The organism is Serratia sp. A07, assembly GCF_058725505.1.
In genome coordinates this window covers 176,999-193,895 of the sequence record NZ_JBZXDO010000006.1, presented here as the reverse complement: position 1 = coordinate 193,895, position 16,897 = coordinate 176,999, and the positions used below count along the sequence as shown (strand labels likewise).

16 protein-coding genes are annotated in these 16,897 nt (G+C 60.5%); 12 read left to right on the top strand and 4 right to left on the bottom strand.

Annotated features, from left to right (window positions below; genetic code table 11):
• Positions 1-2: 2 nt before the first annotated feature.
• The 12 genes from btuD (at position 3) to AC4PR2_RS09220 (ending at position 13,215) form a co-directional block, all read left to right on the top strand.
• Positions 3-758 (top strand): vitamin B12 ABC transporter ATP-binding protein BtuD, encoded by a 756-nt coding sequence (gene btuD, locus AC4PR2_RS09275; protein WP_049198618.1) that lies wholly within the window; start codon positions 3-5, stop codon positions 756-758.
• Between the two features lie 401 nt (positions 759-1,159).
• Positions 1,160-2,314, top strand: coding sequence for a UDP-4-amino-4-deoxy-L-arabinose aminotransferase (arnB, locus tag AC4PR2_RS09270; protein ID WP_089185898.1), 1,155 nt, complete (start codon positions 1,160-1,162; stop codon positions 2,312-2,314).
• Complete coding sequence (gene arnC, locus AC4PR2_RS09265; RefSeq protein ID WP_033642884.1) at positions 2,301-3,281, top strand: undecaprenyl-phosphate 4-deoxy-4-formamido-L-arabinose transferase; 981 nt, start codon at positions 2,301-2,303, stop codon at positions 3,279-3,281. The genes arnB and arnC overlap by 14 nt, the downstream gene beginning before the upstream one ends.
• A complete protein-coding gene (gene arnA, locus AC4PR2_RS09260) occupies positions 3,281-5,263 on the top strand; it encodes a bifunctional UDP-4-amino-4-deoxy-L-arabinose formyltransferase/UDP-glucuronic acid oxidase ArnA (RefSeq protein ID WP_337046760.1) in 1,983 nt (660 codons plus the stop codon). The genes arnC and arnA overlap by 1 nt, the downstream gene beginning before the upstream one ends.
• Complete coding sequence (arnD, locus tag AC4PR2_RS09255) at positions 5,260-6,165, top strand: 4-deoxy-4-formamido-L-arabinose-phosphoundecaprenol deformylase (protein WP_197804194.1); 906 nt, start codon at positions 5,260-5,262, stop codon at positions 6,163-6,165. Before arnA ends, arnD begins: the two co-directional genes overlap by 4 nt.
• The gene (gene arnT / locus AC4PR2_RS09250) at positions 6,162-7,826 is read left to right on the top strand and encodes a lipid IV(A) 4-amino-4-deoxy-L-arabinosyltransferase (protein ID WP_089185899.1); all 1,665 of its coding nucleotides are present in this window, start codon (positions 6,162-6,164) and stop codon (positions 7,824-7,826) included. Before arnD ends, arnT begins: the two co-directional genes overlap by 4 nt.
• Entirely contained in the window at positions 7,823-8,167 is a 345-nt protein-coding gene (arnE, locus tag AC4PR2_RS09245) for a 4-amino-4-deoxy-L-arabinose-phosphoundecaprenol flippase subunit ArnE (protein ID WP_060419210.1), read from the top strand. The genes arnT and arnE overlap by 4 nt, the downstream gene beginning before the upstream one ends.
• Positions 8,164-8,556: a 4-amino-4-deoxy-L-arabinose-phosphoundecaprenol flippase subunit ArnF gene (gene arnF, locus AC4PR2_RS09240; RefSeq protein ID WP_492175052.1), complete on the top strand. Its 393-nt coding sequence runs from the start codon at positions 8,164-8,166 to the stop codon at positions 8,554-8,556. The genes arnE and arnF overlap by 4 nt, the downstream gene beginning before the upstream one ends.
• Before the next feature lie 174 nt (positions 8,557-8,730).
• A complete protein-coding gene (locus tag AC4PR2_RS09235; RefSeq protein WP_016927954.1) occupies positions 8,731-9,195 on the top strand; it encodes an NlpC/P60 family protein in 465 nt (154 codons plus the stop codon).
• Between the two features lie 59 nt (positions 9,196-9,254).
• Positions 9,255-10,268 (top strand): lipoate--protein ligase, encoded by a 1,014-nt coding sequence (gene lplA, locus AC4PR2_RS09230; protein WP_060419209.1) that lies wholly within the window; start codon positions 9,255-9,257, stop codon positions 10,266-10,268.
• Between the two features lie 512 nt (positions 10,269-10,780).
• Entirely contained in the window at positions 10,781-11,512 is a 732-nt protein-coding gene (locus AC4PR2_RS09225) for an EAL domain-containing protein (RefSeq protein WP_087763499.1), read from the top strand.
• 260 nt (positions 11,513-11,772) lie between these two features.
• Positions 11,773-13,215, top strand: coding sequence for a protein adenylyltransferase SelO (locus tag AC4PR2_RS09220; RefSeq protein WP_060440068.1), 1,443 nt, complete (start codon positions 11,773-11,775; stop codon positions 13,213-13,215).
• A gap of 34 nt (positions 13,216-13,249) precedes the next feature.
• Here AC4PR2_RS09220 and AC4PR2_RS09215 read toward each other — a convergent pair whose 3' ends face one another.
• The 4 genes from AC4PR2_RS09215 to AC4PR2_RS09200 are packed head-to-tail and all read right to left on the bottom strand — an operon-like array spanning position 13,250 to position 16,896.
• Entirely contained in the window at positions 13,250-14,035 is a 786-nt protein-coding gene (locus tag AC4PR2_RS09215) for a heme ABC transporter ATP-binding protein (RefSeq protein WP_049198604.1), read from the bottom strand.
• Complete coding sequence (locus AC4PR2_RS09210; RefSeq protein WP_492175051.1) at positions 14,028-15,032, bottom strand: FecCD family ABC transporter permease; 1,005 nt, start codon at positions 15,030-15,032, stop codon at positions 14,028-14,030. Before AC4PR2_RS09210 ends, AC4PR2_RS09215 begins: the two co-directional genes overlap by 8 nt.
• Positions 15,032-15,862: a heme/hemin ABC transporter substrate-binding protein gene (locus AC4PR2_RS09205; protein WP_033638352.1), complete on the bottom strand. Its 831-nt coding sequence runs from the start codon at positions 15,860-15,862 to the stop codon at positions 15,032-15,034. The genes AC4PR2_RS09210 and AC4PR2_RS09205 overlap by 1 nt, the downstream gene beginning before the upstream one ends.
• Positions 15,859-16,896: a hemin-degrading factor gene (locus AC4PR2_RS09200; protein ID WP_049271968.1), complete on the bottom strand. Its 1,038-nt coding sequence runs from the start codon at positions 16,894-16,896 to the stop codon at positions 15,859-15,861. The genes AC4PR2_RS09205 and AC4PR2_RS09200 overlap by 4 nt, the downstream gene beginning before the upstream one ends.
• Position 16,897: the final 1 nt, after the last annotated feature.

The following is a 16,897-nucleotide window of genomic DNA, read 5'->3' as shown; positions in this document are numbered from 1 at the left end:
GGATGCTGCAACTCGTCGAGGTTGGGGTGGCGGGGCGCCTGGCGCCTTTTTCGGCACAGATTGAAGGCGGGTTGCAGGTTCATCTGATCGGCCCAAACGGCGCCGGGAAGAGCACCTTGCTGGCGCGGGTGGCCGGCATGCTGCCGGGGCTGGGCGAGGTTCGCCTGGACGGGCGCGCGCTGGCCGATTATCCGGGTAACGCGCTGGCATGCCGGCGTGGCTATCTCAGCCAGCAACAGCCGCCGGTGTCGCTGATGCCGGTGTTCCAGTATTTGGCCTTGCACCGGCCAGCGGCAGCGGCGCAAACCGATGTGGAACACGCCATTCTCTATTTGTGCCAGCGGCTGAAGCTGGTGGATAAGCTGTCACGCATGCTGACGCAGCTCTCCGGTGGCGAATGGCAGCGGGTGCGGCTGGCGGCGGTGTTGCTGCAGGTGTGGCCCAGCGTCAATCCGCACAGTCGGCTGTTGTTGCTGGATGAGCCGACCAACAGCCTGGACGTGGCGCAGAAAGTCGCGCTGGATCGCCTGCTGCGGGAATTTTGCCAGAGCGGGCGCAGCGCGCTGGTGTGCGCGCACGATCTGAATCATACCTTACAGCAGGCCGATCGGGTTTGGTTGCTGCACGCCGGGCGGCTGGTGGCACAGGGGGCCACGCGTGAGGTGATGGCACCCGCGCTGCTGTCGCAGATCTATGAAGTGGACTTCCACCTGCAATGGGTGGGGGACCAGCGTTGGATCATGACCCGCACGGCTTGAGTCGCGACGACGGCGGGGCGCAACGTAAACGAAAACTAAACGTAGTGAATATAAATAGCCGGGTAATCATCGGTTAATATTGGGCTGCCTCTCATTTTCTTATCGATTTTCTTGAAAAACGTCGATGACGTGCTACGCTTGATTCGGCAAAAATAAAATACGTAAATAATTATTAATAAATATAAGAAATTGATTTTAATAATGATTTTAAATAGATGATGGCGACACCCACCAATCAGTTGACCCACTGATGACAAGTCTCGTCTTAAGGTTTAGTTAAGCTTGCGGCCTTACATTGGCAGTTAATCCACGGAAACGATTCTTCTCTGGCGTTTAATATCCGTTAAACGAAAGGGATTTACAGTGTCATCAAAAGCAGTTCGATACGTTTGGGGTTAACTATGGATCAATTTTTGCCTTTCTCTCGTCCGGCCATCGGCGATGAAGAAATCGCCGCGGTAGAGAAAGTGTTGCGTTCCGGTTGGATCACCACCGGGCCGCAAAACCAGCAGCTGGAAAGCGACTTCTGTTCCACCTTCGGCTGTAAGCATGCGATCGCCGTCAGTTCCGCCACGGCGGGCATGCACATCACGCTGATGGCGCTGGGCATCGGCCCCGGCGACGAAGTCATCACCCCTTCGCAAACCTGGGTTTCCACCCTCAACATGATCGAGCTGCTGGGCGCCACGCCGGTCATGATCGACGTTGACCGTGATACATTGATGGTCAGCGCCGCCGATGTCGAGGCTGCCATCACCCCGAAAACCAAAGCGATTGTTCCGGTGCACTACGCCGGCGCTCCTCTGCAGATGGACGCGCTGCGCGCCGTGGCCGAACGCCACGGTCTGCCTTTGATCGAAGACGCCGCCCATGCGGTCGGTACGCGCTACAACGGCGAATGGGTCGGTGCGCGCGGCACGGCGATTTTCTCGTTCCACGCCATTAAAAACGTGACCTGCGCCGAGGGCGGCCTGATCGCCACCGACGACGATGCGCTGGCGGATCGCCTGCGTTGCCTGAAGTTCCACGGTCTGGCCGTCGATGCCTTCGATCGTCAGCAGCTTGGCCGCAAACCGCAGGCCGAAGTGGTGGAGCCGGGTTACAAATACAACCTGTCCGACATTCACGCGGCGATCGCCGTGGTGCAGCTGTCGCGCTTCGCTGAGCTGAACGCGCGCCGCAAGGCGCTGGCACAGCGCTACCTGAGCGCGCTCGAAGGCTCGCCGTTCCAACCGTTGGGCGTGCCGGATTACCCGCATGACCACGCCTGGCATCTGTTTATGGTGCGCGTCGACCCTGAGCGTTGCGGCATCGATCGCGATCGGTTGATGGAGCGTCTGAAAGAGGTTGGCGTCGGCACCGGGCTGCATTTCCGCGCCGCGCATACCCAGAAATTCTACCGTGAGCGTTATCCGCAGCTTTCCTTGCCGAATACCGAATGGAACTCGGCGCGGCTATGCACTTTACCGCTATTCCCTGATATGACCGACGCCGACGTGGATCGCGTGGTCAATGCCTTGTCTTCTGTTGTGGAGTCTTTACGTGTCTCGCGTTGAACCGATTAAAAAAGTGTCGATAGTCATCCCGGTATACAACGAGCAGGAAAGTCTGCCGGCGTTGCTGGAGCGTACTACCGCCGCTTGCAAGCAGTTATCTCAACCTTATGAAATCATCCTCGTCGACGATGGCAGCAGCGACAACTCCGCGGACATGCTGACCGCGGCGGCGGAAAAGCCGGACAGCCACGTCATCGCCGTTTTGCTGAACCGCAACTATGGCCAGCACTCGGCGATCATGGCCGGTTTCAACCAGGTGACCGGCGATCTGGTGATTACGCTGGACGCCGATCTGCAGAACCCGCCGGAGGAGATCCCTCGTCTGGTCAGCGTGGCGGAAGAGGGCTATGACGTGGTGGGCACCGTGCGCGCCAACCGCCAAGACTCCTGGTTCCGCAAAAGCGCTTCGCGCGTGATCAACATGATGATTCAACGCGCCACCGGCAAGTCGATGGGGGACTACGGCTGCATGCTGCGCGCCTACCGTCGTCACATCGTTGAGGCGATGCTGCACTGCCACGAGCGCAGCACCTTTATCCCGATTCTGGCGAACACCTTCGCCCGTCGCACGACCGAGATCGACGTGCGTCACGCCGAGCGCGAGTTTGGCGATTCCAAGTACAGCCTGATGAAGCTGATCAACCTGATGTACGACCTGATCACCTGCCTGACCACCACCCCGCTGCGTTTGCTCAGCGTGGTCGGCAGCATCGTGGCGCTGTCCGGGTTTGTGTTGGCGCTGGTGCTGATTGCGCTGCGTCTGCTGCTCGGCCCTGAATGGGCCGCCGGCGGCGTGTTCACCCTCTTCGCCGTGCTGTTCACCTTTATCGGCGCCCAGTTTGTTGGCATGGGGCTACTGGGTGAATACATCGGCCGCATCTATACCGACGTGCGCGCACGTCCTCGCTATTTTGTTCAGAAAGTGGTCGGCGTACAGCAGGACCACAATACTCAGGAAGAAGAATGATGAAAGCTATTGTATTTGCTTACCATGATATTGGCTGCGCAGGTCTGAAAGCGCTGACTGAGGCGGGTTATGACGTGCAGGCCGTATTCACGCACACCGACGACCCTGGTGAGAACAACTTCTTCTCCTCCGTGGCCCGTTTGGGCGCCGAATTGGATCTGCCGGTCTATGCGCCGGAAGACGTGAACCACCCGCTGTGGGTTGACCGCATTCGCGACCTGCAGCCGGACGTGATCTTTTCGTTCTACTACCGCCATATGCTGAGCGACGAGATCCTCTCGCTGGCACCGCAGGGCGGCTTCAACCTGCACGGTTCGCTGCTGCCGCATTACCGTGGCCGCGCCCCGGTGAACTGGGCGCTGGTGAACGGCGAAACCGAAACCGGCGCCACGCTGCACAAGATGGTGAAACGCCCGGACGCCGGCGACATCGTCGGTCAGCAGAAAGTGACCATCGCCGACAGCGACACTGCGCTGACGCTGCACAAAAAAGTGCTGGAAGCCGCGCAGGCCGTATTGAAAGAGCAGTTGCCGAAGCTGAAGAACGGCACCGCCACCTTCACCAAGCAGGATGAGTCTCAGGCCAGCTACTTCGGCCGTCGCACCGCGGCGGACGGCGAGATCCTGTGGCACAAGTCCGCCAAAGAGATCAACAACCTGGTACGTGCCGTCACGGAACCGTACCCGGGTGCCTTCAGCTACCTCGGCCAGCGCAAGCTGATCGTCTGGCGCTCTCGCGTGCTGGATACCCAACACGACAAGCAGCCGGGCACCGTACTGAGCACCTCGCCGCTGGTCATCGCCTGTGGCGAAGGCGCGCTGGAGATCGTTGCCGGTCAGAACGACAGCGGCCTGTACGTGCAGGGCAGCCGCCTGGCGCAGGAAATGGGCATCGTCACCGACGTGCGCCTGGCCGCCAAGCCGAACGCCGTAATGAAACGCCGCACTCGCGTGCTGATCCTCGGGGTCAACGGCTTCATCGGTAACCACCTGACCGAGCGCCTGCTGCGTGACGATCGCTACGACATCTACGGCCTGGATATCGGTTCTGACGCCATCAGCCGTTTCCTCGACAACCCGCGTTTCCACTTCGTGGAAGGCGACATCAGCATCCACTCCGAGTGGATCGAGTATCACATCAAGAAATGCGACGTGGTGCTGCCGCTGGTGGCGATCGCGACGCCGATCGAATACACCCGTAACCCGCTGCGCGTGTTCGAGCTGGATTTCGAAGAGAACCTGAAGATCGTTCGCGACTGCGTGAAATACAACAAGCGCATCATCTTCCCGTCCACCTCAGAAGTGTACGGCATGTGCGACGACAAAGAGTTCGACGAAGACCATTCGCGCCTGATCGTCGGGCCAATCAACAAACAGCGCTGGATCTACTCGGTCTCCAAACAGCTGCTGGATCGGGTGATCTGGGCTTACGGCGCTAAAGAAGGCCTGAAGTTCACGCTGTTCCGTCCATTCAACTGGATGGGGCCGCGCCTGGATAACCTGGACGCTGCGCGTATCGGCTCTTCCCGTGCCATCACCCAGCTGATCCTCAACCTGGTGGAAGGTTCGCCGATCAAACTGATGGACGGCGGCGCGCAGAAACGTTGCTTCACCGACATCAACGACGGCATCGAAGCGCTGTTCCGCATCATCGAGAACCGCGACGGCCTGTGCGACGGCCAGATCGTCAACATCGGCAACCCGACCAACGAAGCGAGCATCCGCGAGCTGGCGGAAATGCTGCTGGAAAGCTTCAACAGCCACCCGCTGCGCGACCGCTTCCCGCCGTTTGCCGGCTTCAAGGACGTTGAGAGCAGCAGCTACTACGGTAAAGGTTACCAGGACGTCGAGCACCGCACGCCGAGCATCAAGAACGCTCACCGCCTGCTGGGCTGGCAGCCGACCATCGAGATGAAGCAAACCGTCGCCGATACGCTGGACTACTTCCTGCGCACTACCGTTCAGGAAGGGAACGATGCATGAAGAAAGTCGGTCTGCGGGTTGATGTAGATACCTTCAGCGGCACCCGTGAAGGGGTGCCGCAGTTGCTGGACCTGTTCGACAAGTACGACATTCAGGCCAGCTTCTTCTTCAGCGTGGGACCGGACAACATGGGGCGCCATCTTTGGCGCCTTTTGCGTCCGAAATTTCTGTGGAAAATGCTGCGTTCGAACGCCGCCTCGCTGTACGGCCTGGACATTCTGCTGGCCGGCACCGCCTGGCCGGGGCGCAACATTTCACGCGCGTTGGGGCCGCTGATGAAGCGCACCGCCGAAGCCGGCCATGAAGTCGGGCTGCACGCCTGGGATCACCAGGGGTGGCAGGCCAAGGTCGCCAAGTGGAGCGAGGCGCAGCTGACCGAACAGGTGCAGCTGGGCGTCGATGCCCTGAGCGCCAGCACCGGCCAACCGGTGAAATGCTCCGCCGTGGCGGGCTGGCGTGCCGATACGCGCGTGCTGGAGGTCAAGCAACGCTTCGGCTTCCATTACAACAGCGATTGCCGCGGCACCCATCCATTCCGTCCGGTGCTGAGCGACGGGCGTCACGGCACGGTGCAGATCCCGGTGACGTTGCCGACCTTCGACGAAGTGATCGGCAGCGAAGTCAGCATGGCCGACTTCAACGACTACATTCTGCGCGCCATCGAGAACGATCGCGGCGTGCCGGTGTACACCATTCACACCGAAGTGGAAGGCATGTCGCAAGCGGCGATGTTCGAACAGTTATTGCAACGCGCACGGCAGCAGGGCATCGAATTCTGTCCGCTTGGCGCGCTGTTACCACAAGATTTGGCGTCACTGCCGTTGGGCCGCATCAAGCGTGCTCCTTTCCCCGGCCGCGAAGGTTGGCTGGGCTGTCAAACCGATGTGAAGGACGTTACATGAAGGCGCTAAAAGGATCCTGGGCCATTCTGCTGGCCGTTTTTTTTGCTCTGGTTTACCTGATCCCGCTTAACGGCCGCCTGCTGTGGCAGCCGGACGAGACGCGTTATGCCGAGATCAGCCGTGAAATGCTGCAGCGCGGCGATTGGGTTGTGCCGCACCTGCTGGGGCTGCGCTACTTCGAAAAGCCGGTGGCGGGTTACTGGTTCAATAACATCAGCCAGTGGCTGTTCGGCGAAAACAACTTTGCGGTGCGCTTCGGCTCGGTGTTCAGCACCGGCATGACCGCACTGCTGGTGTTCGCGCTGGCGATGCTGATGTGGCGCAATGCGCGCCGCGCCAGCCTGGCGGCGCTGATTTTCCTGTCGATGGTGCTGGTGTTCAGCATCGGCACCTACAGCGTGCTGGATCCGATGATCTCGCTGTGGCTGGCCGCGGCGATGGTCAGCTACTACCTGACGCTGAAAGCCACTTCGGTCAAAGGCAAGCTGGGCGCCTACGCGCTGCTGGGCTTGGCCTGCGGCATGGGCTTTATGACCAAGGGCTTCCTGGCGCTGGCGGTGCCGGTGATCGCGGTGATCCCGATCGTCATCCAGCAACGTCGCATCAAGGATCTGCTGTGCTATGGCCCGTTGGCGATCGTGACCGCTACGCTGCTCAGCCTGCCGTGGGCGCTGGCGATCGCGCAACGTGAACCCGACTTCTGGAATTACTTCTTCTGGGTCGAGCATATTCAGCGTTTCGCCGAAGATAATGCCCAGCACAAGGCGCCGTTCTGGTATTACCTGCCGGTCCTGCTGGCGGCGGTGCTGCCGTGGCTGGCGCTGCTGCCCGGTGCGCTGCTCAAGGGCTGGCGCGAACGCGTACAGCGCCCGGAGCTGTTCTTCCTGCTGAGCTGGGCGATGATGCCGCTGATCTTCTTCAGCATCGCCAAAGGCAAGCTGCCGACCTACATTCTGCCGTGCATGGCGCCGCTGGCGCTGCTGATGACCGCCTATGCGGAAGACTACGCCGCCACCCTGCGCGCCAGACTGTTCAAGGCCAATGCCTGGCTGAACGGCCTGTTCGGGCTGATCGGCATCGTGGCGCTGGTGGTGTTGAGCGCCGGCCTGCTGCCGAAAGCCCATCTGTTTACCGCGCAAGAGTGGCCGAAGGTGGTGCTCGGCCTGATCGCCTTCGGCGGCTGGCTCCTGTTCGCGCTGGTTTCCGCACGCGATAACGGCCGTCAATGGCGCTGGGCGGCGGCCTGCCCGGTATTGCTGTGCCTGGTGATCGGCTACGCCATCCCGCAACAGGTGACCGATTCCAAGCTGCCGCAGAACTTCGCGCGTGCCACGATGGCCGAGCTGGGCGACAGCCGTTACGTGCTGACCGACAGCGTCGGGGTAGCGGCCGGTTTGGCCTGGGAACTGAAGCGTAGCGACGTGCTGATGTACAGCCAGAAAGGCGAGGTAGCTTATGGTCTGGAGTATCCGGACGCCAAAGGCCACCTGATCAGCGACGCCGACTTCCCGCAGTGGCTGGCGCAGGCGCGCAAACAGGGGAACGTGTCGCTGGTGCTGCAGCTGTCCCGTGGCGAAGCGCTGCCGCAGGAACTGCCTGCCGCAGACAAGGTGGATCGTATGAACCGCCTGGTGCTGATGTGGTATAAACAGCAACCATGATGGGTTTTCTGTTGGTGATTGTGGTCAGCCTGCTCACCTGCGGTGGGCAGCTGTGCCAGAAGCAGGCGGCGCACTGTTGGGAGCGGGCGGACGAAGCGCGGCTGAAGCAGACGCTGCGTTGGCTGGCGCTGGCGGTGCTGCTGCTGGGGCTGGGCATGGCGGTGTGGCTCAATGTGCTGCAACGCCTGCCGCTCAGCCTGGCTTACCCGATGCTCAGCCTGAACTTCGTGATGGTGACGCTGGCGGCGCGCTGGCTGTTTCATGAGCCGACGACCGTGCGCCACTGGTGTGGCGTAGCGTCGATTATGTTGGGGATCCTGCTGATGAGCGTGCATTCATGAGGGGCTATGCTTGGGGCGCCGCCAGCGTGTTGCTGGTGACGCTGGCGCAGTTGCTGATGAAGTGGGGCATGGTGCAAATCCCGCTGATGTCGTTCGCCGACGTCTCGTTGGCGTTGATCGGCGACTACTGGCTGCCGCTGCTGGCGGTGGGCGGCGGCATCTTCGGTTATGCGCTGTCGATGCTGTGTTGGTTCTTTGCGCTGCGCCACCTGCCGTTAAACCGCGCTTATCCTCTGCTGAGCGTCAGCTACGCGCTGGTCTATCTGGCGGCGGTGATCCTGCCGTGGTTTAACGAATCCGCTACGCTGCTGAAAACGTTGGGCACGCTGTATATTCTGTTCGGCGTCTGGCTGATTAACAGCAAATCCGAGACAAAATCGCCGGAATAGGGTCAAAACCGGCGATCCTGCTATTATCTCCCTCATGGCGCTTGCCTTTTTCCCCGTGCGGGAGATAAATTAACGCCAAATAGCGCTCTCCTTACGTGGTGCCGGCTTCGCCTCGCAGGCGGTGGTGGTGTGCCGATTGGCATAATGCGGCAGCGTGTTCAATGAAGGAATATTATGCGGATGCGTGTGTGGTTTTTATTAGCCAGTTTGATCCTCGCCGGCTGCAGCAGCCATGCGCCGCCGCCGAGCGGCCGCCTGGCGGACTCTATCGTGGTGGTGGCCCAGCTCAACGAGCAACTGCGTCAGTGGTACGGCACGCCATACCGTTACGGCGGCCTGGATCGCGGCGGCGTAGATTGTTCCGGCTTTGTTTACCGCACGTTCCGCGATCGTTTCGACATGCAGCTGCCGCGTTCGACCGAAGAGCAAACCTCGCTGGGCACCAAGGTTTCGCGTGATGAGCTGATGCCGGGCGACCTGGTGTTTTTCAAAACCGGCGGCGGTGAGAACGGCCTGCACGTCGGCATTTACGATACCAACGACCAATTTATCCACGCGTCGACCAGCCGCGGAGTGATCCGCTCCTCGCTCGATAACGTCTACTGGAAGCGGGTATACTGGCAGGCGCGACGCATTTAGCCTTAACCTATTGATTTGGTGTATCATGGCGGCATCACGTGTTTTGAACGGTGCCTGCCATGAACAGCCTGCGTTTACTGATCTCCGATTCCTACGATCCCTGGTTTAACCTGGCGGTGGAAGAGTGCATCTTCCGCGAGATGACCACGCAAAAAATCCTCTTTCTGTGGCGCAATGCCGAAACGGTGGTGATTGGCCAGTCGCAGAACCCGTGGAAGGAGTGCAACACCCGGCGCATGGAGCAGGACGGCATTCGGCTGGCGCGGCGCAGCAGCGGCGGTGGGGCGGTATTTCACGACCTGGGCAACACCTGTTTCACCTTTATGGCCGGCAAACCGGGTTACGACAAAAGCGTCTCGACCGACATCATTCTGCAAGCGCTGCGGCAGCTGGGCGTCACGGCCGGCGCGTCGGGGCGCAACGATCTGGTGATGGAAACCGCCGACGGGCCGCGCAAAATATCCGGCTCGGCCTATCGAGAAACCCAGGACCGTGGTTTCCACCACGGCACGCTGCTGCTGAACGCCGATCTGGAGCGGCTGGCAGACTATCTCAATCCCGATCCCAAAAAGCTGCAGGCCAAGGGCATCACCTCGGTGCGTTCGCGCGTCGCCAATTTGGCGGAGTTTTTGCCGGGTATCAGCCATGAACAGGTGTGCGAAGCCATCGTGCAGGCCTTTTTTGCCCACTATGGCGAGACGGCCGAGCCGGAGATCATTTCGCCGGACGTATTCCCCGATTTGCCCGATTTTGCCGCGCAGTTCGCCAAACAGAGCAGTTGGGAATGGAATTTCGGCAAGGCGCCGGCGTTCAGCCATCTGCTTAACGAGCGCTTCGTCTGGGGCGGCGTGGATCTGTTCTTCGACGTGGAGAAGGGAACGATTGTTCGCGCGCAGGTGTTCACCGACAGCCTGAATCCCGCCCCGCTGCAACGGCTGGCGGAAGCGCTGGTGGGCTGCGCGTATCGCAGCGAGCCCGTTGCCGCTTGCTGCGATCGGCTGATGGCGGATTATCCGCAACAGGCGGCGGAATTGACCGAACTGCGGCAATGGCTGAGCGAAACGATCCGTTAGCCGGTATGGGATGGTGAAGGGGATGAGCGTGCTCATCCCTTTTTTTATCGCTGAAATCGACGTTTCGCAGGGGCGTAGCGCAGATTTTCTGAAAATCAAGGTGGGCATTTTTTTACGTTTTCAATGCTGAGAATAACGGGCGGAATTGATGTGTTATTAAATTTAATCAGTCATCGTTAACGACAGGAAAAATCGGCGTTACGGCAGAAAGATTATTTTACTTCATTTAAGATTTTTCTTAAATAAAACAACGGAGATAAGTCAAATTTAGCCCGTCATCCAATCCACTTAAGCCAAATACCTTTTCATATCACGCGTTAGGCGAGAAAGGTGGCATAAATTCAGCTGCTTTTCTTTTGCGCCTTTCGCGATTGTCGTATAGCTTTAATCTATCAATTAAATGATATTTCATGGGTATTTGCATTGATATTTCCGATTAATCCCAGAAGGATTGATCGATAAAATATATTGATATACGATGATACGCTAGCCATTCATCCTGTGGCATTAAAATGAACATCCAACTCGAAGCTGACTTTATTAGTAGCTATGTTTTTCAACCTGTTTACTCAATGGAGGGCAGGCTGTTGGCGGTGGAAATGTTGAGCCGTTTCAACAGTCTCGACGGTGATTTAGCCATGCCGGCCGAAATTGGGATTAATTTATTGGCGCCTGAACAAAGGATTGAGTTATTTAATGAGCAATTGAAACTTGCGGAGCGGCACGCGGGCTGGTTTACCGGTAACAGCGTGCAGTTGACCATCAATATCGAAGAAACCATCGTCGAACTTATTCTTTCCGATCCGGCATTGTGCCAATGGATCAGGCAATATCCTTTTATTGCATTCGAAATGAGTGAGAGTTTTCCGAATCTTTCGGCCGGGAAGAACAACCCGAACGTGCAGCGATTAAGCGAAATGTTTACGCTGTGGCTCGATGATTTCGGTTCCGGTAAAGCCACCTTGACCGCGCTGTATGATGGTTTGTTTGACTATGTAAAGATAGACAAGCGTTTTTACTGGCAGCTGTTTACCCATCAGGGGTATGACGTGGTCATCGACTCGTTGTTAAAGAATATCAACCTGTTGTGTAAAGGCGTGATCGTCGGAGGAATAGAGAAAAAAGAGTACTTTAATAAACTCAGATACGCCGGTGTTTTAGGCCTGCAAGGTTTTTTATGGCCCAGCGTTGGTGTGGATAATCTGCAAACTTTGCTGGCGAAGCCCAGCGAGTTCAATAATTAAGAAGTGATATAAAAAACTACACACAATGAGGTAAATAATGCACGGGGTGATGTTTGCCGTGATTCCGTCGCCGTTATTCGCCATCGTTTTTTGGCTGATGACACCGTTTTGTCAGCCCGCGTTAAACCGCGTTTCCTCCGCCAGGTGGAAACGCCAAACACCCCGCATCCGTCCTGGCGACAGGCGGATGCGTTCTCCCTGCATTCCTTCGGTGTTAATCCGCCCGTCCAGGCTCTACACTACGCTGAAACGGAGGGCCTATGCCGCAGTTCGATAACGCTTACTACCAACAGTTACCCGGTTTCTACACCGCCCTGAACCCGACGCCGCTCAAGGATGCGCGCCTGCTGTACCACAGCGAGCCGCTGGCGCGCGAGCTGGGGCTGGATGAAAGTTGGTTTACTCAGGATAAAACCCCCATTTGGGCGGGAGAAACGCTGCTGCCCGGCATGCAGCCGTTGGCGCAGGTGTACAGTGGCCACCAGTTTGGCGTCTGGGCCGGGCAGCTGGGGGATGGCCGCGGCATTTTACTGGGCGAACAGGTCCTGGCGGACGGCAGCCACCGTGACTGGCACCTGAAGGGCGCCGGGCTGACGCCATACTCACGTATGGGGGACGGCCGCGCGGTGCTGCGTTCGGTGATCCGCGAGTTTCTGGCCTCCGAGGCGTTGCATCATCTGGGGATCCCGACCACCCGGGCGTTGACCATCGTGACCAGCCGGCAGCCGGTGTTCCGCGAGCAGCCGGAACGCGGTGCCATGCTGATGCGGGTGGCGGAAAGCCACGTGCGCTTCGGCCACTTCGAGCACTTTTACTACCGCAAACAGCCGGAGCAGGTGCGGCAGCTGGCGGATTTCGTCATTGCCCGTCACTGGCCGCAGCTGCAGGATCAGGCTGAACGTTACCTGCTGTGGTTTACCGACGTGGTGGAACGGACGGCGCGCCTGATCGCCCATTGGCAAACCGTCGGTTTCGCTCACGGCGTGATGAACACCGACAACATGTCGATTCTCGGCATCACCATTGACTACGGCCCTTACGGCTTCCTCGATGACTATCAGCCCGGTTATATCTGCAATCACTCCGACCATCAGGGGCGTTACGCCTTCGACAATCAGCCGGCGGTGGCGCTGTGGAACCTGCATCGCCTGGCGCAGACCCTGTCGGGGCTGATGACCACTGAACAGCTGCAGCAGGCGCTGGCGGCGTATGAACCGGCGCTGATGCGCGCCTACGGCGAACAGATGCGCGCTAAACTCGGCTTCTTCACGCCGACGGCGCAGGACAATGACGTGCTCACCGGGCTGTTGAGCCTGATGGCGCAGGAAGGGCGGGACTATACCCGCACGTTCCGCCTGTTGAGCGACACTGAACAGCAACAGGCGCAGTCGCCGCTGCGCGACGAGTTTATCGACCGCGCGGCGTTCGATTCCTGGTATCAGCAGTATCGTCAGCGTTTGCAGCAGGAGCAGGTGAGCGATGAGGAACGGCAACGAGCGATGAAGGCGGTGAACCCGCGCCTGATCCTGCGCAACTATCTGGCGCAGCAGGCGATTGAAGACGCGGAGCAAGACGACGTGGGCCGTTTGCAGCGGTTGCATCAGGCCCTGCTGCGGCCGTTCGACGATGCGCCGGAATATGACGATCTCGCCGTGCTGCCGCCGGACTGGGGCAAACATCTGGAGATTTCCTGCTCCAGCTGAGATGAAAAAAGGGCGCTTAATGGCGCCCTTGACGTTATTGACGCAGGTAGACCTGCGGCAGCGACACTTCGGGATGATGCACCACGCCGAGATCGGCCTGATACCAGCGGGTGAGGATCTCCGTCTGCAACACCTCCTGCGGCGTGCCGCTCGCCACCAGACGCCCCTGATGCAGCAGCAGGATCCTATCGGCGTACAGCGCGGCCAGATTAAGATCGTGCAGCACGCAGCAGACGCCCAGCGGCTGTTGGCGCGTCAGCGAGCGCAGCAGGCGCAGGGTGTGCTGCTGGTGGTACAGATCCAGCGCCGAGGTCGGCTCGTCGAGAAATAGCCAGGCGGGAGACGGCTGCGGTTGCCACAGCTGCGCCAACACCCGCGCCAGCTGTACCCGCTGCTGTTCGCCGCCGGAAAGCTGGCGGTAGTCGCGCTGCGCCAGCGCCAGACAATCGGTCTGCGCCATCACCTGTTGGATCGCCTGATGCTCGTCGCGTTTGCCGTGCGGCGCCCGCCCCATGCTGACCACTTCCTCCACGCTGAACGGAAACGCCAGATCGCTGTACTGGCGCATCACGGCTCGGACTTTGGCCAACTGCTGCGGCGCCCACTGTTCCAGCGGGCGATCAAGCAGGCGACATTCGCCGCAGTCCGGCGTCAAATAGCCGGTCAGCAAGCGCAGCAGCGTCGATTTGCCGGCGCCGTTAGGGCCGATAATCGCCACCATTTCGCCGCCGGCGAGGCTGAGCGAAACGTCGTTGATCAAGCGGCGCGCACCGAGGCTGTAGCGCAGCTCTCGGGCCGTCAGGCAGGCGGCGTTATCCACCGGTTCGCTCCCGCTGGCGCATCACCAGCCACAAGAAGTAAGGACCGCCGATCAGGCTGGTCATCAACCCCACCGGCATTTCGGCCGGCGCCACCAGCGTGCGCGCCAGCGTATCGCTGACCAGCAGCAGACAGGCGCCGCCCAGCGCGGAGCAGGGCAGCAGCCAGCGGTGATCGCCGCCGAGGCGCATGCGCACCAGATGCGGCACCACCAAACCGACAAAGCCGATCACGCCGCTCATCGCTACCGCCGCGCCGATCAGCAAGGCGCTCAGCAACAGCAGCTGCAGCTTGGCGCGCTGGACGTTCACCCCGAGGTAGTGGGCCTCTTCGTCCCCCAGCTGCAACAGGTTCAGCCGGCGCGCCTGCAGCAGCGTCAGCAGCGCCGTAGGCAGGATCAGCGAGGCGGAAACCGCCAGCGTCGGCCACTGTGACTGGCTGAGGCTGCCCATCATCCACAGCGAGAACTGGCGCAGCTGTTGATCGCTGCTGACGTAAGAGAGCACGCCGATGGCCGCCATGCACAGGGCGTTGATGGCGATGCCCGCCAGCAGCAGCCGCGACAGATTGCCGTGCCCGCTGCGGCTGATGCCGTAGATCAATAGCGATACCAGCAGGCTGCCGAGGAACGCCGCCAGCATATGGCCGTACAGTGCGATCGTCACCGGCAACGCCAGCGGCATCACGATGAACAGAGCGACAAACAGCGCGCCGCCGCTGCTGATGCCCAGCAGGCTCGGATCCGCCAGCGGGTTGCGGAACAGCCCCTGCATCACCGCACCGGATACCGCCAGCGCGCAGCCGATCACCACCGCCAGCAGCACGCGCGGCAGGCGGATGTTCAACCAGATGTGCCAGGCGGCATCGCTGAAAGGTTCGCGCCACAGGGTGCGAAACGACAGCGTCAGCGCGCCCAGGTTGGCGGCGACCAGCGCCAGCAGCGTCAGCAACACCAGCAGACCGGTGATGGCCAGCTGAGGCGAGGTGCGACAGCGCATTACTTTTGCTCCGCCGCGTGGCGCAGTTTGGCCAGCGCCGCCGGCGTTTCCAGACCGAAGCCCAGCAGCGCCATGTCATCGACGATCAGCACGCGGCGTTGCTTGCCTGCCGGTGTCAACGCCAGGCCCGGCAGCGTCCACAGCTGCTGTTCGCCGCCGAGGGTGCGCACGCCGTCGGTAGTGACCAGCAACAGATCCGGCGCGCTGGCGATGACGCCTTCCTGCGACAGCGGACGGTAGCGGTCAAAGCCCTGCATGGCGTTTTTCAGGCCGGCGGCGGCAATCACCGCGTCGGCGGCGGTGTGTTGCCCGGCGGCCATCGGCGTGATGCCGCCGTGGCTCATCACGAACAGCACCTTGACCGGCAGCGGGGAGGTATCGACCGCCGCCAGCTGTTGTCGATAGCGCTCGCTCAGCTGTTTGCCTTGCTCAACGCGCTGCAGCGCAGCGGCAATCGTAGCGATTTTCTGCGGCACCGCCTGCAGGGTGGTGTCACCCGGCACGCTGACCACGTTGACGCCGCTGTCCGCCAGCTGTTTGAGCACCAGCGCCGGCTGTGCCAGCTCGGTCGTCAGTACCAGCGTCGGCTTCAGCGCCAAAATGCCTTCGGCGTTCAGCTGGCGCATATAGCCGACGTCCGGCAGCTTTTTCACCGCTTCCGGATGCAGACTGGTGCTGTCGCGGGCGATCACCTCGTCGCCGGCGCCGAGCGCGAAGGCGATTTCCGTCACGTCGCCGCCGATCGAGACGATGCGCTGCGCCGCCGCAGCGGTGAGCGGCAGCGCCAGCGACATCATCAACGCCAGGCGGCGGATCAAGGAAGATTTCATGCGGCGATGTCCTTGGCGGCGAGCGCGGCAACCTGCTCGCGCCACTGGGTTTGTTCCGGCTGCCCTTCGGTACGCTGGCCATACAGCTGCGCAATCTGCGTGCCATCGGCGGCGAACAGCTCCAGGCTGGTGACGATGCCGTCTTTGGTCGGTTTGCGGGTGATCCAGCTTTCGGCGATGGCGTCTTCGATCAGGTGCAGCGTGAAGCGGCGGTTGAACACGTTGATCCAGCCTTCCTGCGGCATCAAACGTTCGATCTGGCCGGTGAAGATCTGCACGCAGCCGCGGTTGCCGACGAAGATCATGATCTCGTTCTGCTGCTGCTGCGCTGCTTCCAGCAGCTGCGACAGCGCGCTGTTGTCCACCTGATAGGCCAGATCGTCGCCGACGGCGCGGAACGCCTGCTGGCGCGTCAGTTTGTTGCGGCTGAGCAGCTGGAAGAACTGGTGAACGTCGGTCATCGCGCGCCATTCACCGTCGATTTTTGCATGATCTTGCGTCGTTTCATCCGCAGTGCTCGCCTCGGCGGGCTGCAGCGCCAGCGCCGGATTTTCTTCGCTCAGGTGGCGTTCCACCAGTGCCATCCAGGCCGGCAGATCGGTCTCTTCGGTGGTGTAGACCTTGTGCAGCGCATCGCCCTGTTGGTCGAAGAACTGGATGCTGTGGCGCACGCCGCGCTTGTTGGTTTCGCTCATGGCGAAAACGCTGGTCCAGTGGTTGAGGAACAGGCGCAGATCCAGCTCGCGCGGGTTGAGGATCAGCCCGGCGTGGCCGTTGAGGTGCTGGTTGCGGTAGCGGCCCATCTGCTCATGCACCGCATAGCTGTTGCGGGTGATGGACTTGGTGACGCCGACCTGCTCAAGCTCGGTCAGCAGGGTGCGCGCGTCGGCCTGCAGGCGGCGAGTGTCGTGGCCGACGCGGGCGTGCGTTAGCTCCGCTTCGCTGACGCCGAGGATCGCCGCCAGATCGCGGGCGTATTTGCCGGGGTGATCGATTTTAGCCTGTTGGTAGCGTTCGTATAGGGTATTGCTCATG